We start from the raw sequence: 21,992 nt of genomic DNA, 5'->3' as shown, positions 1-21,992 counted from the left end.
CTTTTTTTTAAGAAGTAAAGCTCAGTGGATAGATGAAGCTAGCAAAATATTAAGTAAATGTCCCCTAACTTAGAGGTTAGTAAAAAGATCTAAATTTTTGACTAGTAAGAAAAATTTTGCGGTTATGGCTATCTATAAAAGTACTTGCAAGGTGCAAGGTTATCTAACACAAAGACAGCTTTAGCAGTAAAATAGGAAGCATAGGTTGATTTGATTAACAATCTAGATATTAATTATAAAAAAATTTTAGTTCGTGTCTTAAGAGCTTGAATGGCTACTATTAATATAACCCTGGAGACTCTATGTACAAAAGATATGGCTTTTTTATCGCTTTTTCCTTTCTATCTATGGGAATTTTTTCCTCACTTACTTTGCAAGCTGATGAGAATCAAAAAATTAAAGGTAATCTACTGATAGCTCAAGGAAAGGGACATCATGGGGGTAGGAATGGATACCATAAAGGCGGACATCATGATAGGGATGAAAAACATCATGATCATAGGCATGGAGGAGGAAGTAATTATTATTACTATGGTGGATTAGGAATTGGCCTAGGCTTTGGAGCCTCCTACCCCTATTACTATGACTCTTATAGAGGACCTTCCTCATCCTATTATTATCCCTCTAGCTATTCGATTTATCTCAATCCAAGCTATCCTGCTCCCTATGAAAGACGCCTTGAAAGCCGTTTTCCCTATTAAAAAGAGGGATAATCGTCTTTCTTGATTGAATAAAAGAAGCGGATATCAATTAAGAAGTAATCTTAACTTTTAAAAAGGGCTCGATGAAACATAGAAGATTGATTTATTTATTATCCCTCCTTTCTTTTTTTATTCCCTACACTTTGGAAGCGTATGACCGTATAGGCAAAAATTTAAAAATCTATTCCTACACTCAACCACGGCGCCCGAGGCGCCATGGGCGCCAGCCTACTTCTCGTGCTAATTCTCCTTATCCCTCTAAATTTACTCCTCAGCGCTCTTATCGCTATCCCCCTCAAAGCGTTCATCCATCTTCTAAATATCCTTAAAAATTAAGGAAAACATTTTTAAAAAAGTAAGTAGCTATCTTTATTTTATAAACTTAATGTAGCTTTCACAAGCTAGCTCAAAGATTACAAATAAAGAGAGAAAAATTAAAGATATACGCCCACCCGGAAAAGTATACTCACCTTTAAATCCATGCACATACCGTCCTGTCCATACCATTAAGACAGGCAATAAGCCTAATAAAAGAGCACAGCCATACCCACCGGCATAATCTAAGGCTTCTAGAAAAATATGAGGATGACTATAGGAAATTAATAAAGGAGGCACAAAAATAGCTAAGCAAATAAAGAACTTATTTGCGCTACTTTTTTTCAATTGTAATCCATCGGCAAGAAAATCTAGCAGTCCTAACGTCACTCCAAAAAATGAGGTCACTAAAGCAAAAAAAGCAAAAAATTGGCCAATAATATAGATAACAGGAGTGCCTAAAAAATGCTTTAGCGGCACTACAGCATTCTCTCCTTTTTGCAGGGTCTCTATTAATCCTCCTGCACCAAAAGTTGGCACTATGCCTTGAATTAACCATTGCCAAATCATATAGGTTACCAAAGGAATAAAACTACCTATCAAAATAGCTAAGCGTGTTAAACGTAGATCGCTACGCATATAGTGCACTAAAGTGGGGATAATTCCTTGGTAGGCAAAGGCAGTAAAAGCAATAGGTAATCCTACCATTGCTAAAGACCAGTTTTGATACAATAGATGTTGGGAATTTACATGGGGAGCTCCTAAAATCACAAAAGCTGCATAAAAAACAGCTAATCCACCCATGAGCATGACATTCAAATGGCTAATCACTTGAGCGCCAGCATAAACAAAAGGACTAAATAAAAGCACGAACAACAAAGAGCCATAGTGAGCAGGAACAATATTGACTAAGAACTGGGAAACCAGATTTCCACACCCTACTATATAAGCCAAATTGAGGCAGTAAAATAAAAATAGATAAATGATCCATGCTGCCCATTTGCCTAAACTTCCCAAAGTAGTGTAGGCCATCGTTACAATATTAGCTTCGCCCTTCATCCAAGTAGAAACTTCTAGAAATAATAAGCCTGTGGAGGCCATGAAAACCCAACAAAAAAAATAAGTGAGTAAAGAGGGAACAAAGCCGCCTAAGCTTGTGGCTACGGGTAGAGCAAGCATTCCACCTCCAATAGAGGTTCCTGCTACTAATAAGGCGCCTTTAAGTAAACTTGCAGTATTATTCATGGGATCATCTTCTTAAATAAGTTAAATTAGGTGCGAGTATAGGGAGGAAGTTTCAAAAATTCAAGATAGAAGCCATAAAAGCAATAATTCCTGAGGAATATACAATTGGATGAAATTTTATACTTTTAGAAATTATTTCATATGAACGTTAGGAAATTTTTTTTCATTTAACGGATTGAAAGCATAGCGGAGGCTATAAAAAAAGTTAATGCTAAATAACGAAACGCTATATGTGGATACCAGCTTGTGTAGCTTGTCGCCTTCTAGCCCTCCCTGCCCAAAATTTTCTTTAGAACGGAAGTTCCACTTTTTTAGAAACAATCGGTAGCAATCAAGTTATTGATTACTAATAATTTAAGTGAATTATCGGCGCTTCTTCCTAGTGACTACATGCGCATGATTCTTTGGTAAAACTTTTGGTAACTCTACTTTTAAGGCTTCAAGCATTTGTCTGTTTTGATGGCGTGGTTCGGGGATTTGCTGAAAACTTAAGCCATTATTTACTGTCCATTCTATTAGCGTTAAAGTAGATAAACTGCGCAAGCCCTCTTCTACTGTTAAATAAAGGTCCTTCCAGGCTTTATCAAGCTCTCTGATAATCATGTAGGCTAACATTACAATTAAAACATGGCCCCTTGTGCTTTCTTCTGAACGTACATAAACTGGCCGTATCTCAAGATCGCTTTTTACTGTTCTAAAAGCTGATTCTACTCTAGCTAAATCTTTATAACGATCATGTACTTCTTGCATGCTCACTTCTTCGCAAGCAAGATCGGTTTTAATCACATAGCAACCATCTAGCTTAGCATCCTCAGCTAGTATTTCTTGATTGAGGCATACAGATAAGCTTTTATCTTGTGCGCTAACTGTCACGCAAGTTTTAAGCGTTAAACGCTCGATTTTAGCTTTAATTTTTTTCAGCGCTACTTCTACCTGTGCTTTGGGATGTGCATGTAGATAGGCATTTTGCATAGCGACCAATTTTTCTATGCTAGCTAGCTTGCTGAGACGAGAATGGGCGATTTCCTGGGCGCGCACAGGATTGCGCTTAAGAATATATCTTATCCCATCTTCTTTAACTTCAGCCAAGTTATTATCAAATAGCGTATATTCGATCACACCTTTTTTCATTAAGGTCTCTATTTGAGCTTTTGTCATAGCGGTAATATAATGAAAACCCTGCTCTTGTAAATTTTCGATCTGCCCGCTTTTAATCATCCCTCTATCGCCTACAAAAGTGACTTTCTCGCATTTAAAGCGTTCTTTAGCTTTTTTGATCTGAGCATGGAAGGTAGAAGTATCTTGGGTATTGCCTTTAAACACTTCGGTTGATACGGGTGTGCCATCGGCTGAACTTAGCAAGCCTATCACAATTAGCTTCTTACCTTTCTTTTTGTCTCGGTTGTAACCCCAATCGGCAAGCTCGTTTTTCTCGCCTTCTAAATACGAGCTAGTGACATCATACAAAAATAAGTGAGGAGGTTTCTTGCAAAAACTTTTAGTAAACAATCGATCTTCGATAGAGGCTTGGCTTTGGCATAACCACAAAAGATTCTTATAAAGATCTTCTTCGTTAAAGCCTTTTTGCAAGTCAATTACAGGAGCAATGGCATATGTTTCTGCCAGCCTGACGGCAGAAAGTCTTGAGCCTTGCTCCAATACGCGTGCTACCACTTGCCACAACGCGAGCTGACCTTCTCGGCTATTGCCAAGTGCATCCACAATTCCTAAACGTTTAGCCATTTGGTAGATCACCCATACACCACCGACAGATAATCCCTCTTGCATTGTGGCTCCACTGCATGAGGTTAAAGCTTGGAGATTACCTTTGTATTTTAAAGCTAACTCGATAGCAGCAATTTCTTCAGGCGTGCAATTGGATAGATTACCCACCGTGCGTTTTTTGACGGTTTTGCCTTCTCTATAGGATTCTCGCAGCAAAATTGTTTCATAAACTTTGCCGGCGGCTGATTTGAATTTTGATCTTACTATATGCATACCTACAAAATACACTAATAACGGCATTTATGTAAATCTTAAAGACAAGTTTAAGTGATATTTTGGTGACTACAAATTTTTATAAAAAAGCCATAAAGCTTTAATAATAAAACAATTAGTCACTTTAACCTTATAAAAAAAATGGAACTTCCGTTAGAAACTCTAAAGCATTCCTCTCTTGTCCGGACGTTGCCCGCAGCTTTGACCCTATCCTATAGAATGGCCTCACCAGGACAACAAGCTATATCACAAGTGCCTTTTATGCTCCGTTTTACAAAAAGCCAATGTCCCCACCGATTATCTTAAGTTTATTTTTCATCAGTCTCTCTTATGATACTGTTCACCTTTTATCCTTTTTCCTTTGATAAACTCTATTCCTTTAGCGTTAAAATCAACAACCAAGCTAGAGAAAATAAAGAAAACAAGCCTGGCACATTCCATCTATTTTTCCTCCTTAAAACCTAAAGGTTACTCTATTAATTCCTTAAATAAGTAAAGTGCTTCTTTTGCTTTCCTTCAATATAGATCCTAAAAATACATTTTTTCTTAGATTATTTTATCACTCCGCCTAAGATCTTTGCATGCGCTAGAATCTTCCAGTGGCTACTCGCCTCATAAGACGTGATTAAATTGGCTAATAAGGTAGCTAGATAAATATTTAAGCCCTCCTTAAGCTCTTTTTCCTACTCCTCATTAAAACAATCTTTTTCTCCTTTAAAGCATGGAAGCTTAAGGGGAATTGATCATCTTTAGACCTCTTTTAACCTTCTCCTTTTGAAGAGCATTTTCTCTCTCCTCAAGCAATTGGCATGAAAACTGCATTACCTACAGCGAATTACTAAAAATCTAATTCCATATAGGAAAAAGGAGCGTCTTATGAGTAGTCCTATACGTCCTAATTCTTCTTCGTCTTCTGAGTTTTTACAGATAAAGAGCTTAAAAAGGCCTAGAGAAGATGAAGAGAAAGGAAAAGAGAAACAATTAGACGAAAGAGTAACTACACTTTTTGTAAATCGAGTTAAGGAAGAAATTGAAGCAAATCCGCAGTTTAAAGCTCATCTTTATACCTACCTGAGAATGGAAGAAGGAGATAATGATTCTTTGGCAATATTTCAATTTGCTAAAGAAATTTTTTCTTTGAAACTCAGGCCTGCAGGTCCTTTAGATAGCAACCCTGCCACTAACCGTCAAGTTGTCCTCAATGTCCATGAACTCATTCCTAGCTTAACCAGGACGGCTGAACAAGAGGATTGGCTTAAATTTTCTCACCTTCAGCAGGTGATAGGCAAAATGGATAAATACAACAATACGAAAGATGGCATCCCAGGTAGCGAATTATCCTCCCCTGTGAAGCTACATGCTGAAGCACGCTTATTGCTTTTTTTTCATCTATCAGTGGCTTTCTTTAAATCCGAAAGTAAAATTGAGCCACGTGGAGCAAAGTTCCAACTTCATCAGGGTTCTGAAGCGCAGGGTACGGAGGCTTGCCATCATTCATTATTTCCAGAAATTAGAGACGATTATTTAGAAAAATTAAAGCAAGAAGTTTTTAAAGCTGTGCGAAAGGAAAGAAAGGAAGGAAAGGAAAAAGAAGACATTCCACCCACTTTGATTTTAAAATTATTGGCTCTTGGTATACCTGGAGAAGCTCTTCAAGAAACTTTAAAGCAAATTATAGATAAAAGGGTAGGAGCTGAAGAAGGCATTAACAGATTATGGAATAATTTTTTTCCTGCTTCCCGTTCCCGTTCCTTATTTAATGAACAAAGTAAGTTTTACTATTTAAATAATCATACCATAATAGCTCCTGCCACCCTTAACAGAGTGGATGATATCATTGAAAGAAATGTTCGTAAGTTTGCCATAGATCAATTAGAAAACGTTTCATCGGGAAGAAGCTGGACGCCGATAGCGGCTACAGTGCGTGTAAGTAAAGAAATTGAAAAAGTATTGGGTCAAAGCTTACTGCAGACCGATGAAAAACTCAACATGCTTAAAGATTTAGAACAAAGCGTGCGAGCGCTTGATAAGCATCTTTTTAAAAACAACCAACATTTGACTACTCAAATTTCTGCTTCTTTTGATGAAAAGTTTGAAAATCTTGAAAACATAAATAATTTGATTCTACGTATCCCTGAGTTATTAGATAGCATTTCTAGCTTAAATGATTCTCACTCTCTTCCCCTTATCATTCCTAATTTAGGAGACACGAAAGGATTGCTTGCAAGTTTACCGCAGGGTTTCCAAGCATTCAAAAATAAATATGAAGTTTATCAACAGCAACAAAAAGAAATTTATGGCCCGATAGACGAAAAAATTCAGCGTCTTGAAAGCGCAATACATCAGAAAGAAGAGGTCACTAGAAAATTTGTTAACAAGCTGAAGGAATATAAACTTACCGCGCAGGAGGATTGGATTCTTTCACTGGACCAAACTTCACCACATTTTCCGGGAATAGAAAAAAAGCATAAAAGCTATCAAAAAATGTCTGAGGATCTGAGGAAAGTTCAGGAAAAATTAAAAAAAGATAAGGAAAGCCTTTCAGCTTTGCAGGAGAAAAGAGCTACACTAAGAGCTCCGGACGATCGACTCTTACAAGCAGAATTTAAAAAACGTTTAGCTTACATAAAAACATATTTTGGCTCTTCAATTTCTTCCCCCATTGACCCCTCTTCTTTTGCTAGGCTCGAAGAATCTAGACATTTTATAGATGATCAGCTTCAAGCAACTTCTCAGCTCACCGAGAAGCTTAGCGAAGAAGTAATGCAAAGAAAATATTCCTCTTATCGCTCTTATGAACAGTTGCAATCTATTTTAATTAGCCAAACGCTTCAGGTAAACAAATAGCTTTCCTAAGCATCGCGAGGAGCGACTAAAATAGGCTCCTTTCCTTGTAAATGAGCAAAGTCCCATAGATGCAGCCATCCATGTTCATCACAAAAGACTAGTTTGCGGCCATCGTAGCTAGCATGGATAGTATTAGAATCTACCAATGGATATTCTCTAGGCGGCAAAGGCCACAATGCTCCACAACACTCTATAATAGGAGTATGTTGATAAAGATTGAAGCTTTTGAATTCAGGATGAAAAGTAGAGGCGAGGAAATAGTTTTCATCTAAGGCAAGAAAACGCACAGGCGTTAAGCAGCCTAGATTTGATTGAGTTAAAAAATTTCCCTCATCAAAATTATAAGTTAAAACAAAACCTATACTTAGTCCTACTGCTAAGCGCTTGCCATCATAACTAGAGGTTGTTAGAATTGACTTCGTGTCCCAACGTTTTTCCATAGGTCGAGGTTCCAAGGTAAACTCTATCTTTTTTTTTCCGTTAGAAGCATCCCATACATGGCATCTTCTTTGTAAATCATCCTCGCATAAAATAATGACTCGCTCTTCATCAAACTGACAGAGTTCTTGATTAAGAGGAATTTTAAGAATGCCTTCCAAGGCTATCAAGTTCATAGAAAAAGAGTTTTCTATATCATTAATAAAATAAAGGCTGCCATCTAGACAGTGGATTAAGGCTTGATTATTTCGGCAGAGGATAAAACTAATCGGTGCACAGGTGTTTTTATGGTAGCTTAATCCTGTGCGTACATCCACAATTTTAAATTGCATGCGATGAGGATTAACTAAAAATAAATGGTTTTGAGCCAAGTAAGCATTTTCAAAGTTTCCAAGGTGACAGAGAGAAGTTTGGGGGAAAGCCTCATTAACTTTCCAACGGTAAAGATAACCTTCCTGTGTTACTTGAATAATATGGCCTTCTTGATAATGAATCAGACGAGAATTTTTATCTTCCACATTATCATACACTAACTGACAACTTTTTTCGCCCAAGTGATAGATTTGCGCTGTACCTGCTGTAGCTTTTATAAAAGCAAATTGTTTTTCTCTTTTAAGCGCAAGAATTTTTCCTGAGAAATTAGGTAATTTGTAGATAGTCTGTTTACATTCATTTTTTGAATGCTCGCCTTTCGTTAGCCTCATCGTTTTTGACATCTGCACTTGTTTCTTACAGATTTTTTGCCAGTTCTTTCCTGGGGAAGAAGAGTGGCTAAGGTTTTTCCAGCGTCGTTGGCAAATAGGCCGCCATAAAGAAGGATCCTGCGCCATTCGCTGCCAATGTTTGTTAACAAGGCCTGCAATCGGTAACTCTTTTTCATCTAAAAGGCTAAGAATCTTTAATTGCACTTCTTCAGGTATTCTTATACTAGGGATTAAGGAAAATGGTGTCATGTTATTTACCATAAATTTAGATTTGTTTTTATTTATTATGAGATATTAGTGTTTTACTAATTAAAATCCAATAGAATATTTCAAATATTAAATAACCTAGGGCCCGTAAAGAAATTGAATAAAATTTATCTTTCACCTATGAACGATTTATCTTAAGCAAGTTTTTCCAGAAGTTATTATATAGATTCTGGCTCATTAATCGATTTTTATAGTAGCAAGCTTAGCTAAGCTTGAAAGCCACAAAACATCTTTTGACTTTTCAATTTCTTTATCGGTTAATCCCTCTTCTTTCACTAGTCTGGAAGAATCTAGACATTTTATAGATGATCAGCTTCAAGCAACTTCTCAACTCACCAAGAAGCTTAGCCAGGAAGTAATGCAAAGAAAATATTCCTCTTATCGCTCTTAAGAACAGTTGCAATCTATTTTAATTAGCCAAACGCTTCAGGTAAACAAATAGCTTTCCTAAGCATCGGGAGGAGCGACTAAAATAGGCTCCTTTCCTTGTAAATGAGCAAAGTCCCATAGATGCAGCCATCCATGTTCATCACAAAAGACTAGTTTGCGGCCATCGTAGCTAGCATGAATATGATAAGAATTTACCCATGGATATGTGTCAGGTAGGAAGGGCAATATTATTCCACAACCTTTTATAGCAGGAGTATGTTGATAAAGTTTAAAGATTTTGAAGTCAGGATGAAAAGTAGAGGCAATATAATAGTTATCCTCTAAAGCAAGAAAGCGCACAGGCTCTACGCCGCCTATGTTTGATTGAGTTAAAAAAGCTCCCTCATCCACATTATAAATTAAAATGAAACCTATACTTAGTCCTACTGCTAAACGCTTGCCATCATAACTAGAGGTTGTTAGAATTGACTTCTTGTCCCACAATTTTTCAACACGTCGAGGTTCCAAGGTAAATTCTACCTTTTTTTTCCCATTAGAAGCATCCCATACATGGCATCTTCTTTGTAAATCATCCTCGCATAAAATAATGACTCGCTCTTCATCAAACTGGCAGAGTTCTTGATTAAGAGGAATTTTAAGAGTGCCTTCCAAGGCTATCAAGTTCATAGAAAAAGAGTTTTCTATATCATTAATAAAATAAAGGCTGCCATCTAGACAGTGGATTAAGGCTTGATTATTTCGGCAGAGGATAAAACTAATCGGTGCACAGGTGTTTTTATGGTAGCTTAATCCTGTGCGTACATCCACAATTTTAAATTGCATGCGATGAGGATTAACTAAAAATAAATGGTTTTGAGCCAAGTAAGCATTTTCAAAGTTTCCAAGGTGACAGAGAGAAGTTTGGGGGAAAGCCTCATTAACTTTCCAACGGTAAAGATAACCTTCCTGTGTTACTTGAATAATATGGCCTTCTTGATAATGAATCAGACGAGAACTTTCCTCTTTCACATTATCATACACTAGCTGACAACTTTTTTCGCCCAAATGATAGATTTGTGCTGTACCTGCTGTTGCTTTTATAAAAGCAAATTGTTTTTCTCTTTTAAGAGCAAGAATTTTTCCTGAGAAATTAGGTAATTTGTAGATAGTCTCTTTACATTCATTTTTCGAATACTCGCCTTTCGTTAGCCTCATCGTTTTTGACATCTGCACTTGTTTCTTACAGATTTTTCGCCAGTTCTTTCCTGGGGAAGAAGAGTGGCTAAGGTTTTTCCAGCGTCGTTGGCAAATAGGCCGCCATAAAGAAGGATCCTGCGCCATTCGCTGCCAATGTTTGTTAACAAGGCCTGCAATCGGTAACTCTTTTTCATCTAAAAGGCTAAGAATTTTTAATTGTACTTCTTCAGGTATTCTTATACTAGGGATTAAGGAAAATGGTGTCATGTTATTTACCATAAATTTAGATTTGTTTTGATTTATTGTAGAATTTTAGGGCTTTATTATTTAAAATTTAATAGCGTATTTTAAATATCAAATGATTCATGCCCAATCCATTGCCTTTTTGAAGGAAAATTATTTATACCAATGAACGATTATTTTAGACACACTTTGCCAAAATTTGCTTTATAAGTTCTGACCAATTAATCGATTTTTATAGTAGCAATCTTAGCCAAGCGCGAAAAAAACAAAAACATATTTTGGCTTTTCAATTTCTTTATCGGTTGCCCCCTCTTCTTCCACTAGGGTTGAAGGATTCAGGCATTTTATAGCCAATCAACTTCAAGCAACTTCGCAACCTCCCGAGGTGCTTAGCCAAGAAGTAATGCAAAGAAAATATTCCTCTTATCGTTCTTATGAGCGGTTGCAATCTATTTTAATTAGCCAAACGCTTCAGGTAAACAAATAGCTTTCCTAAGCATCGGGAGGAGCGACTAAAATACGCTCCTTTCCTTGTAAATGAGCAAAGTCCCACAGATGCAGCCAACCATGTTCATCACAAAAGACTAGTTTGCGGCCATCGTAGCTAGCATGAATATGATGAGAATCTACCACTGGATATTCCCTAGGCGGCCAAGGCCATAAAGCTCCACAGTATTTTGTAACAGGAGTATGTTGACAAAGGTTAAATTTCTTAAATTCAGGATGGAAACGAGAGGCTAGGAAATAGCCTTCGTCTAAAACAAGAAAACGCACAGGCGCTACGCCGCCTATGTTTGATTCAGTTAAAAAAGCTCCATCATTCACATTATAAGTTAAAACAAAACCTATACTTAGTCCCACTGCTAAGCGCTTGCCATCATAGCTAGAGATAGTTAAGATCGACTTCTTGTCCCACAATTTTTCAACACGTCGAGCTTCCAAGGTAAATTCTATCTTTTTTTTTCCGTTAGAAGCATCCCATACATGGCATCTTCTTTGTAAATCATCCTCGCATAAAATAATGACTCGTGCTTCGTCAAACTGGCATAATTCTTGATTAAGAGTAATTTTAAGAGTGCCTTCCAATGCTATCAAGTTCATAGAAAAAGAGTTTTCTATATCATTAATAAAATAAAGGCTGCCATCTAGACAGTGGATTAAAGCTTGATTATTTCGGCAGAGGATAAAATTGATGGCTGCAGAGGTAGTCTTGTAGCAGCTTAATCCTGTGCGTACATCCACAATTTTAAATTGCGTGTGATGAGGATTAACTAAAAATAAATGATTTTGAGCCAAGTAAGCATTTTCAAAGTTTCCAAGGTAACAGAGAGAAGTTTGGGGAAAAGCCTCATTAACTTTCCAACGATAGAGCTGCCCTTCTTGCGTCACTTGAATAATATGGCCTTCTTGATAATGAATCAGACGAGAACTTTCCTCTTTCACATTATCATACACTAGCTGGCAACTTTTTTCGCCCAAATGATAAATTTGTGCTGTACCTGCTGTTGCTTTTATAAAAGCAAATTGTTTTTCTCTTTTAAGAGCAAGAATTTTTCCTGAGAAATTAGGTAATTTGTAGATAGTCTCTTTACATTCATTTTTCGAATACTCGCCTTTCGTTAGCCTCATCGTTTGCGACATCTGCACTCTTTTCTTACAGATTTTTCGCCAGTTTTTTCCTGGAGAAGAAGAGTGGCTAAGGTTTTTCCAGCGTCGTTGGCAAATAGGCCGCCATAAAGAAGGATCTTGGGCCATTCGCTGCCAATGTTTGTTAACAAGGCCTGCAATCGGTAACTCTTTTTCATCTAGAAGACTAAGAATCTTTAATTGCACTTCTTCAGGTATTCTTATACTAGGGATTAAGGAAAATGGTGTCATGTTATTTACCATAAATTTAGAGTTGTTTGATTTATTGTAGAATTTTAGGGCTTTATTATTTAAAATTTAATAGCGTATTTTAAATATCAACTGATTCATGCCCAATCCATTGCCTTTTTGAAGGAAAATTATTTATACCACTGAACGATTATTTTAAACACACTTTGCCAAAATGTGCTTTATAAGTTCTGACCAATTAATCGATTTTTATAGTAGCAAGCTTAGCCAAGCGCGAAAAAAACAAAAACATATTTTGGCTTTTCAATTTCTTTATGGGTTGCCCCCTCTTCTTCCACTAGGCTTGAAGGATTCAGGCAGTTTATAGCCAATCAACTTCAAGCAACTTCGCAACCTCCCGAGGTGCTTAGCCAAGAAGTAATGCAACCAAAATATTCCTCTTATCGTTCTTATGAACAGTTGCAATCTATTTTAATTAGCCAAACGCTCCAGGTAAACAAATAGCTTTCCTAAGCATGGGGAGGAGCGACCAAAATACGCTCCTTTCCTTGCAAATGAGCAAAGTCCCACAGATGCAGCCAACCATGTTCATCACAAAAGGCTAGTTCACGGCCATCATAGCTAGCATGGATATGATGAAAATCTAACCATGGATATGGGTCAGGCAAGAATGGAAATATTGTTCCGCAACATTTTATAGCAGGAGTATGTTGATAAAGGTCAAAGCCCTTGAATTCAGGATGGAAATGAGAGGCAAGAAAATAGTTATCATCTAAAACAAGAAAACGCACAGGCGCTAATAAGCCTATGTTTGCTTCAGTCAAAAAATTTCCATCATCAGGATTATAAGTTATAATGAGGCTCGTACTTAGGCCCACTGCTAAGCGCTTGCCATCATAACTAGAGATAGTTAAGATCGACTTCTTGTTCCAACATTTTTCAACAGGCCGAGGTGTCATGGTAAATTCTATCTTTTTTTCCCCATTAGAAGCATCCCATACATGGCATCTTCTGTGTAAATCATCCTCGCATAAAATAATGACTCGTGCTTCGTCAAACTGGCATAATTCTTGATTAAGAGGAATTTTAAGAGTGCCTTTCAATGGCATCAAGGTCGTAGCAAAAGAGTTTTCTATATCATTAATAAAATAAAGGCTGCCATCTAGACAATGAATTAAGGCTTGATTATTTCGGCAGAGAATAAAATTGATGGCTGCAGAGGTAGTCCTGTAGCAGCTTAATCCTGTGCGTACATCCACAATTTTAAATTGTGTTTGGGATAGATCAGTTAAAAATAAATAATTTGGAGCCAAGTAAGCATTTTCAAAGTTCCCAAGGTAACATAGAGAAGTTTGGGGAAAAGCCTCATTAACTTTCCAACGGTAAAGATAGCCTTCCTGTGTTACTTGAATAATATGGCCTTCTTGATAATGAATCAGACGAGAATTTTCCTCTTTCACATTATCATACACTAACTGACAACTTTTTTCGCCCAAATGATAGATTTGCGCTGTACCTGCTGTTGCTTTTATAAAAGCAAATTGTTTTTCTCTTTTAAGAGCAAGAATTTTTCCTGAGAAATTAGGTAATTTGTAGATAGTTTGTTTACATTTGTTTTTTGAATATTCGTCTTTCGTTAGCCTCATCGTTTTTGACATCTGCACTTGTTTCTTACAGATTTTTCGCCAGTTCTTTCCTGGGGAAGAAGAGTGGCTAAGGTTTTTCCAGCGTCGTTGGCAAATAGGCCGCCATAAAGAAGGATCCTGCGCCATTCGCTGCCAATGTTTGTTAACAAGGCCTGCAATCGGTAACTCTTTTTCATCTAAAAGGCTAAGAATCTTTAATTGCACTTCTTCAGGTATTCTTATACTAGGGATTAGGGAAAATGGGGCCATGCTATTTACCATAAATTCAAATTAGTTTTATCTACCATGAAATACTAATACTCGATGATGTACTTTTTTCTTGTTGACTAATTTTTAATAAAATATTGTTATACCTTATCAACTCATTAAAAATAATTTTTCGTCTATGTTTTCCCAACCGCTTCCCTTTATTAAAGAATATCTAAATCAACTTGAAGTTGCTCTCAAACAAGAAAATCCTCATAATAATTTATCCAAAATTCAATGGTGTTGGCTAGCCTTTTGTTTGATGGGAATATTAGTTACTAATTCAATCTGTTGGGCAAAATTTGAAAGGGCTGGGCTTAAAAGCTATAAAAAGATGGCTTTATCGGCCATGTTTAGACGTGCTAAGATTGCTTGGAATAGGCTGCTAATTTGTAGTGTTCGCGCGGTCCTGCGTAAACATGGCATCACAGAAGGTGTTCTTGTTATCGATGATAAAGATCACAGTCGATCAAAAAATGCTGAGAAGTTGCATCATTTACATAAAATCCGTGATAAAAAAACTAGTGGTTATTTTTGTGGTCAAAATATAGTATTTCTTCAGCTAGTTACTAAAAAATTTTGCATTCCCGTCTCCTTTGCCTTTTATTCTCCTGATCCCGTACTCACAAGATGGCAACAGGAAGTGAGGAAGCTAAAAAAGTTGGGAATTTCTAAAAAAGACCGTCCAAAAGAGCCTAAAAGGTCAATAGAATATCCAAAAAAGTATACACTAGCTTTACAATTACTTAAAAATTTTGCCTGTGAATTTCCTGCTTTTAAGGTCACTTGTGTACTGGCTGATGCTCTTTACGGCAACAGCTTGTTTGTAGATGGAGTAGAAGGTATTTGGCCTGGAGTGCAAATCATTACTCAACTTAGAAAGAATCAAAAAGTCATGCGAGGTAAAAAGTCTCTCTCATGCCAAGAATTCTTTGAAGCCTACAAAGGCTGGAATCAGGAAATTTTCATTCGCGGTGATAAAAAAAATGTGGTGCAAGCCGGGGGAGCAAGGTTATATGTTCCTTCTCATCATAAAAAACGATTGGTAATAGCCCTTAAATATGAGGGCGAAAATGAGTATCGCTATCTTATGGCTGCAAATCTTTCATGGAATATGAAAGATGTGATGCAAGGATATACTTTGAGATGGTTAGTAGAGGTTTTTATTGAAGATTGGAGTAGTCATTGTGGGTTTTGCAGTTTGGCCAAACAGTGCGGCGTTGAGGGATCAGAGCGACCTTTGATTCTAAGCCTGCTGTTTGACCACTGCTTTCTTTTTCATTTGTCTCAAACAAATTTCATTAAGAACAAACTCCCTTTAGCAACCTTGGGGAGCCTAGTAGAAAAGTCTAGAGTGGATGCTTTGTGTCAAGTTGTAAGAGAAATTGTTGAGCATGAAAATTCAAAAGAACTCTTCCGTGATTTCGAAAAGACGCTAGATGAAATCTTTGTTTTAAGGCCTTCTCGTAAACATTTAAATGCAGTACAAGAAAATGTAACTTTTGAGTCATCAAGAAAAGTTGCCTAACTGTCAAGAATAAAAAAGTATATCATCGAGTAATAATTTATTAATTAGTAACCAATAAAAAAATTTTAAACCTTAGCTAATACGCTTTTAAAAATGTTAATTTGCTTTCCTAATCCTCTGAGAGACATCTCTCTTCTTGAGAAAGATATTTTTCATAAAGTAAGCAATCATATAAAGAGCAGCTCAAAACTATATAATTGCTGCCCAATCCCTTGCTTTTTTGAGGAAAAATCATTTATACCCCGTAACGCTTACAACTCAACATTGTGTGATTTTATCTTAAAGCTTTAAATTATAAGCTATTCAGCAGGTTTTTTATGCAATCTCTTACTTAATAATGCGCTTTTGAGCAGCTTTTTATGCAATCCTATGCTTAATAGAAACATGTTTTTAAGGAGAAGGCTAGCTTTTAAGGGGCTAATCCCTTCTTTGACTATGCAGACGTATTTTCTTTAAATTGGACTATTTATTATACTCCCACACTTTTTAAATTAAGGTCGGCAAAAAGTAAAATAAAAGTGAAAAATAATTAATTTTTAAGATTTAAAATAGTCTAATGCTAGTTTAAAATAAGCTTTTAAGAAGGCAGCCGCAAAGGCTTTCGATTATTCAACAGTAACTGATTTAGCTAGATTACGAGGCTGATCAATATCTGTCCCTCTTTCTCGTGCAATATAATAAGCTAGTAATTGATTAACTACAGTAACCGGAATGCTCGCTAGCTCATCCAGCGTAGGGGGGATGCGTATAATATCATCCGCTACTCCTTTCAAGCTATCTTCCCCTTCTTCAGCAATAGCTATGATAGGGCCTTTACGCGCCTTCACTTCCATCAAATTGCTCAATAGCTTACCGTAGGTAGTTTTATTAGGACAAAGAGCTACGGTAGGACAATGGCCATTAATTAAAGCAATAGGCCCATGCTTTATTTCTCCTGCTGGATAACCATTGGCATTAATGTAGGAAATTTCTTTCAGCTTAAGAGCTCCTTCTAAAGCTGTAGGATACATATAGCGCCGCCCTAGAAAGAAAAAGTTTTCATACTGGGCATATTTTTTAGCTACGTTTTCTATATAATAAGCATTATCCAATACTAACTGAATTTGCTCGGGTAAAACCCGCAAAGCTTTTAAAAACTCTTGCCCCTCACTCTTGCCTAAGTGTCGCATTCTAGCCATCCTTAAGGTCAATAAAGCAAGAACAACTAATTGGCTTGTGAAGGCTTTAGTTGAACATACACCGATTTCAGGACCACACTTTAAAAAAAGAGTTGCATCTGCCTCTCGCGCCAATGTTGAACCAACAACATTACAGAGTGCAATTACTTTTCCACCTTTAGCTTTAATCTCTCTGACGGCTGCTATAGTATCTGCTGTTTCTCCAGATTGGCTGATGGCAATTACTAAAGTATGCGGAAGAATAATAGGATTTTTATAACGAAATTCAGATGAAATTTCTACTTCGACAGGTATACGTGCTTTTTCTTCGATCATGTAAGAAGCCACGTAGCCTGCATTCCAGGAGGTCCCACAGCCCAAAATTAAAATACGCTGGGCTGCTAAAAGCTCTGTCAGATCCAGCTCTAACTCCTCAAAAACTGCTGTGCCATATTCTTCGGAAAAACGTCCTTCCAAGGCGTTGAAGATAGCCTGAGGCTGCTCGTTAATTTCCTTAAGGGTATAATGTTCAAAATGACCTTTATGGGCATCATTAGCTGTTACAGGTAAGCATTCAATCTTTTTTTCAATCTCATCCCCTGCAGAATTGTATATCCTTACCTCTTTATGGCTAACCACAGCGATTTCAGAGTTAGTTAGATAAACCACATTCTGAGTAAAATTTAAAAAAGCATTCGAGTCTGAAGAAATAAAAACTTCATTGTCGCCTATACCCATCACTAAAGGGCATTCTTGAGCGATAGCAATGATTTGATCAGGATGATCTTTATGAATAACTGCAAGAGCAAAAGCTCCTTTTAGCAAATGTGAAGCTTGTTGAACAGCTTGTAGAAAATTCCCTTGGTAAAAGCTACCAATTAGATGGGCCACGACTTCGGTATCTGTATCAGAAACAAAGCTGATCCCTTTTTTAATCAAATCTTGCTTTAAGCTCTCATGATTTTCAATAATTCCATTATGCACAACAGCCAAGGAATGTGGCGTATCAAAATGGGGATGAGCATTAATCTTGCTAGGCACCCCATGCGTAGCCCAGCGTGTTTGCGCAATGGCAGCATCGGCTAAACAAAAATTACAAGCTTGCAGCTCTTTCTCCAAAGCCGATATTTTGCCTAGCTCTTTGCAATACGCAATTTGTCCTTCTTTGATGCCAGCCACGCCCGCGGAGTCATAGCCACGATATTCAATTTTCTTTAGTCCCGCTAAAGCTATTTCAAGCGAGTTTCTAAAGCCTATATAAGCAAATATTCCGCACATAAATCATTCCTTTGAAGTCGGCTAATAAGATCCTATTTCTTCTTTAACGCTGTTGCTGATCGTAAGCGCCATTTGCTGCACTTGTTTTAACTTAGGACCTTCTACCATTACTCGGCAAATATTTTCCGTGCCTGAATAGCGTACTAACACGCGACCTGCATCGCCCAGCATTTTTTCCACATTAGCGATAGCTTCTTGCACATTTTTAAGTTCATTTAAAGGGGGTTTGGACTGAATGCTTACATTGATGCAAGACTGAGGGTAACGTTGTACGATTAAAGCTAAATCTGACAGCTTAGAATCGGTCTCTATCATAATACGCAAAACTTGTAGGGCACAAACTAGCCCATCACCGGTAGTATTATGGTCCAAGAAAATCATATGTCCACTTTGCTCACCACCTAGATTAGCCTCATGCTTCAACATATCTTGAAGGACATAACGATCTCCCACTTGCGAGCAAACCACTTCTATCTGTTCAGCTCTCATAGCCTTGACAAAGCCAAAATTTGACATCACAGTCGCTATCACTTTGTTATTCTTGAGAAGACCTTGTTTTTTTAAGTCCCGTGCACAAATTGCCAATATAGTATCTCCATCTACAATCTGCGCATTCTCATCTACCATAATCACGCGATCTGCATCCCCGTCTAAGGCTATCCCTACATCTGCCCGGTGATCGATCACAGCTTTTTGCACAGTCTCAGGATGTAAAGAACCGCAATCATCATTGATATTTAGACCATTCGGGCTATTACCATACACAAATACTTGGGCATCAAGCTCCCTAAATACTAAAGGTGCCACTTTATAACCTGCCCCATTAGCACAATCTAAAGCGATCTTTAAATTTTTAAGAGATAAACGACGAGGAAAAGTGGCTTTTACAAATTCTATATACCGTCCATCCGCATCGTTAATTTTGCTATTTTTTCCTATATCAAACTCAAGAGGGAGGCTATCTTCAAAGCTATTCGTAGTGATCAACTCTTCCATTTCAGCTTCCCAAGCATCTGGTAATTTAAAGCCTTCGGAAGAGAAAAACTTAATTCCATTATCATAATAAGCATTATGAGAAGCTGAAATAACAATACCAGCATCTGCACGGTAAGCTCTTGTAATAAAAGCTACCCCTGGAGTAGGGAGAGGCCCTACCATCAAAGTATCTACTCCCATGGAGCATAAACCAGCTATTAAAGCATTTTCAAACATATAACAAGATAGACGTGTATCTTTGCCAATGACTACCCTATGTTTACCATTGTGACGTCGAAAAATCTTACCTGCCGCTCGGCCCAAAGCTAAGGCAATCTCTACTGTCATAGGAGTATAATTTGCACGTCCCCGCACACCGTCTGTTCCAAAGACTTTTGTCCTTTTCTTTGTCATCAACCTCTCCCTAAAACTATAAATTAATCAAAAATCTAGACGGCAATCAAGAAAAATGATAGGTGAGTATATACAATTTTCCATTTATCCTACACTTTCTTTATAATAAAACTCATGGAGAAAAAAAATGATTTTGAAAATGGGCAGTAAAGAAGCTGGTTTATTTTTGAGTTTTTATTAAACTAAGGGTTTGAAGTTGACTTTTGCGCATGGCTTGCTTAAAATATCATCTCATTGATTGAATAAGTTTTTTTATTACCTTAAGACCTTGCATAAAAGAGCGTGACAAAAGAAAGAAACTTGACAACCTCATTATTTATAAACAGTCGATTAAGGAGAGCTAAAGTCTTTGCAAGCTAAAATTTTTCATGCGACAGACCATGAGATCGAGCATCACTTGATTGATAAAGATGCCCTTTATGTAATCAACCGATTGAAAGAAGCTGGCTTTAAAGCTTATTTAGTAGGTGGGGGTGTCCGTGACCTTCTTATCAAGAAAACTCCGAAAGATTTTGATATCTCTACCTCGGCCAAGCCCGAACAAATTAAGCAACTTTTCGGTAGAAGCTGTCTTTTAATTGGTCGCCGTTTCCGATTGGCGCATGTACGATTTGGGCCTAAAATCTTAGAGGTAGCCACTTTTCGATCAGGAGAAAATGATAGTGATCTAATCATTCAAGACAACGTATGGGGCACACCCGAAGAAGATGTCTTGCGCCGCGACTTTACTATTAACGGCTTATTTTATGATCCTACTAATCATAGTGTAATTGATTATGTGGGTGGATGGGAAGATATTCATCAAAGAATTTTAAGAACGATTGGAGAGCCTTCTACCCGTTTCAAGCAGGACCCTGTGCGCATGATCCGCTTATTGAAATTTCAAGCGCGCTACAACTTTACCGTCGTTCCCGAAGTACAAACAGCCCTACTTGAATGCAAAAAGGAGTTAATTAAAAGTTCACCTGCAAGGATTTTGGAAGAGATATTTCGCATGCTAGAATCAGGTTATTCCTCGTCTTTTTTTCACCTGATGTCCCAAGTTGGTCTATTAGAGCTTATTTTTCCCTGCCTAGCTCATTTTATTCAAAGCCATCAAGGAAACGAGATTTACCGCTATCTAACAACTGCTGACCAAATCAATCTTTATAGCAAAAAGACTCTAGATCGTTCTCTCCTAACCAGCAATATGCTTTTCCCCATCTTAGAGCAAGAAATTAAAACCCAATACCTTGACAAAGGGCGTCACCCTCATATGGGTGAGATCACGATGCTCACATCCTCTCTCATTAAGGGATTTGTCACCTCCTCGTTTTCTCATTTTCCTCGCCGCCATAGCGCCGTGATGAATTTTATCCTGTCCACGCAATACCGTCTCACTCCTTTTTCTGGCAAGCGGCATTTACGGACAAAATTAGTTCACAATAAAGAATTTGAAGCCTCTCTTATTTTTCTAAAAATTCGTGCAAGCATACAGCCCCACCTGCAAGAAGCGTACATATATTGGCGAGACCAATACAAAAATGCAGGCGGCTCTTCTCAGGTTAATCGTTATTCGCATCCTCCAAAAAAGAGGCGATACGGCCGCCCTCCTCAACCTCAAAAAAAAGATGTCAAAGCTTAAGAAAATGAGGAACAGAATCCATGAAGCGCAAAGAGGTTATAGCTTCTCCTACAACTTTACCCATCTATATGCAAGGAGAACCTCTTGCTGCCGGTCCTTTACCCGCTTTTTTTTATTTTGCTCTTTCAGCGGAAGAGAGTCTTTATCAAGAGCCTTACAATCAGCCTATACTTTTTCTAGAAAAATTTCCTATACGCTGCTATTCGTTTACGCTTCCTTTTCATGGTCAAGGGTATGATTCTAATCAGGCGCTAGCCCTATGGATGCAGGAATTTGCAACTCATCCGCATTCTTTTTCTCATTTCCTACAAAGCTGTATAAAAAATATAGAGTATCTTATTCAACAAGGTTTCGTAGATGAAGAAAGGATAGCTGTAGGGGGGCTCTCGCGTGGAGCATTTATAGCCACCCATTTAGCTGCCCGAGAACCGCGCCTCAAATATGTCCTAGGTTTTGCTCCTATGACTAAACTTTCATCTTTAGAAAAAACAAACCACTTAGAGAAAGAATGGGACTTACATGGCCTTATCTATCAGCTAGTGAATAAACAATTTCGCTTTTATATAGGCAACCGTGACAACCGAGTTGGCACCTACGCCTGCTTTGATTTTATCCACCAGCTAGCTGAGGCCGCTTACCAGCAAGGGCACCGCTCTCCTGCTATAGAACTAATCATTTCTGCTTCTATAGGTTACAAAGGCCATGGAACTTTACCTCCTATCTTTAAAGAGGGAGCCGAGTGGGTTAAACATAAATTAATTTAGCAAAAATTTTAGCTTTATAACTGCAATTTAAGCTTTTTTACAGGATGCCAAGTAGGAAGAGGAAGATAAATTTAAGGCCAGCATTTTTTATTCCTCTTTTGCTTAATTTCGCAAAGTTTGCCTAACTTTAGATTCCTATTAAAAAACTTCTTGTCTAGGTAAACCTTAAGATGATATGATGCTTTCTTATTCATTAAAAG

Annotated in this window: 14 protein-coding genes; 6 read left to right on the top strand and 8 right to left on the bottom strand. The window is 37.5% G+C overall.

All coding sequences use genetic code 11. The features are described 5' to 3' along the window. Positions 1-302: 302 nt before the first annotated feature. Positions 303-701: a hypothetical protein gene (locus TY21_RS00750; RefSeq protein WP_042243134.1), complete on the top strand. Its 399-nt coding sequence runs from the start codon at positions 303-305 to the stop codon at positions 699-701. Positions 702-784: 83 nt separating this feature from the next. Continuing rightward, a complete protein-coding gene (locus TY21_RS00745) occupies positions 785-1,030 on the top strand; it encodes a hypothetical protein (protein ID WP_042243131.1) in 246 nt (81 codons plus the stop codon). 40 nt (positions 1,031-1,070) lie between these two features. On the opposite strand, the gene TY21_RS00740 is transcribed toward TY21_RS00745, so the two are convergent. Together TY21_RS00740 and TY21_RS00735 are read right to left on the bottom strand one after the other, a co-directional pair. After that, the gene (locus TY21_RS00740) at positions 1,071-2,261 is read right to left on the bottom strand and encodes an amino acid permease (protein ID WP_042243128.1); all 1,191 of its coding nucleotides are present in this window, start codon (positions 2,259-2,261) and stop codon (positions 1,071-1,073) included. Between the two features lie 363 nt (positions 2,262-2,624). Continuing rightward, positions 2,625-4,286, bottom strand: a complete 1,662-nt coding sequence (locus tag TY21_RS00735) for an IS1634 family transposase (protein WP_130589447.1) — start codon at positions 4,284-4,286, stop codon at positions 2,625-2,627. A gap of 849 nt (positions 4,287-5,135) precedes the next feature. On the opposite strand from TY21_RS00735, the gene TY21_RS00730 reads away from it, so the two are divergent. Beyond that, entirely contained in the window at positions 5,136-7,106 is a 1,971-nt protein-coding gene (locus TY21_RS00730; RefSeq protein ID WP_042241817.1) for a hypothetical protein, read from the top strand. 5 nt (positions 7,107-7,111) lie between these two features. Here TY21_RS00730 and TY21_RS00725 read toward each other — a convergent pair whose 3' ends face one another. From TY21_RS00725 to TY21_RS00710, 4 genes are all read right to left on the bottom strand, one after another. After that, positions 7,112-8,497, bottom strand: coding sequence for an F-box protein (locus TY21_RS00725; RefSeq protein ID WP_158622993.1), 1,386 nt, complete (start codon positions 8,495-8,497; stop codon positions 7,112-7,114). 465 nt (positions 8,498-8,962) lie between these two features. Further along, entirely contained in the window at positions 8,963-10,348 is a 1,386-nt protein-coding gene (locus TY21_RS00720) for an F-box protein (protein WP_158622992.1), read from the bottom strand. A gap of 468 nt (positions 10,349-10,816) precedes the next feature. After that, on the bottom strand, positions 10,817-12,202 hold the full coding sequence (locus TY21_RS00715; RefSeq protein ID WP_158622991.1) for an F-box protein: 1,386 nt from the start codon (positions 12,200-12,202) through the stop codon (positions 10,817-10,819). A gap of 467 nt (positions 12,203-12,669) precedes the next feature. Then, positions 12,670-14,055 carry an F-box protein gene (locus tag TY21_RS00710; protein ID WP_158622990.1) on the bottom strand — a complete coding sequence of 462 codons (1,386 nt, stop codon included), beginning with the start codon at positions 14,053-14,055 and terminating at the stop codon, positions 12,670-12,672. 136 nt (positions 14,056-14,191) lie between these two features. Here TY21_RS00710 and TY21_RS00705 point away from each other — a divergent pair, with 136 nt between their 5' ends. Beyond that, positions 14,192-15,580, top strand: a complete 1,389-nt coding sequence (locus TY21_RS00705; protein ID WP_130589442.1) for a transposase — start codon at positions 14,192-14,194, stop codon at positions 15,578-15,580. A gap of 605 nt (positions 15,581-16,185) precedes the next feature. On the opposite strand, the gene glmS is transcribed toward TY21_RS00705, so the two are convergent. Further along, positions 16,186-18,015, bottom strand: coding sequence for a glutamine--fructose-6-phosphate transaminase (isomerizing) (glmS, locus tag TY21_RS00700; protein WP_042243113.1), 1,830 nt, complete (start codon positions 18,013-18,015; stop codon positions 16,186-16,188). Positions 18,016-18,036: 21 nt separating this feature from the next. Continuing rightward, entirely contained in the window at positions 18,037-19,404 is a 1,368-nt protein-coding gene (gene glmM / locus TY21_RS00695) for a phosphoglucosamine mutase (RefSeq protein ID WP_042243110.1), read from the bottom strand. 349 nt (positions 19,405-19,753) lie between these two features. Here glmM and pcnB point away from each other — a divergent pair, with 349 nt between their 5' ends. Then, positions 19,754-21,028 (top strand): polynucleotide adenylyltransferase PcnB, encoded by a 1,275-nt coding sequence (pcnB, locus tag TY21_RS00690; protein WP_042243107.1) that lies wholly within the window; start codon positions 19,754-19,756, stop codon positions 21,026-21,028. 20 nt (positions 21,029-21,048) lie between these two features. Continuing rightward, the gene (locus TY21_RS00685; protein ID WP_042243104.1) at positions 21,049-21,792 is read left to right on the top strand and encodes a prolyl oligopeptidase family serine peptidase; all 744 of its coding nucleotides are present in this window, start codon (positions 21,049-21,051) and stop codon (positions 21,790-21,792) included. Positions 21,793-21,992: the final 200 nt, after the last annotated feature.

The organism is Neochlamydia sp. S13, from assembly GCF_000648235.2.
Classification (GTDB): Bacteria; Chlamydiota; Chlamydiia; order Chlamydiales; family Parachlamydiaceae; genus Neochlamydia.
This window is presented reverse-complemented; position numbering and strand designations above follow the sequence as displayed.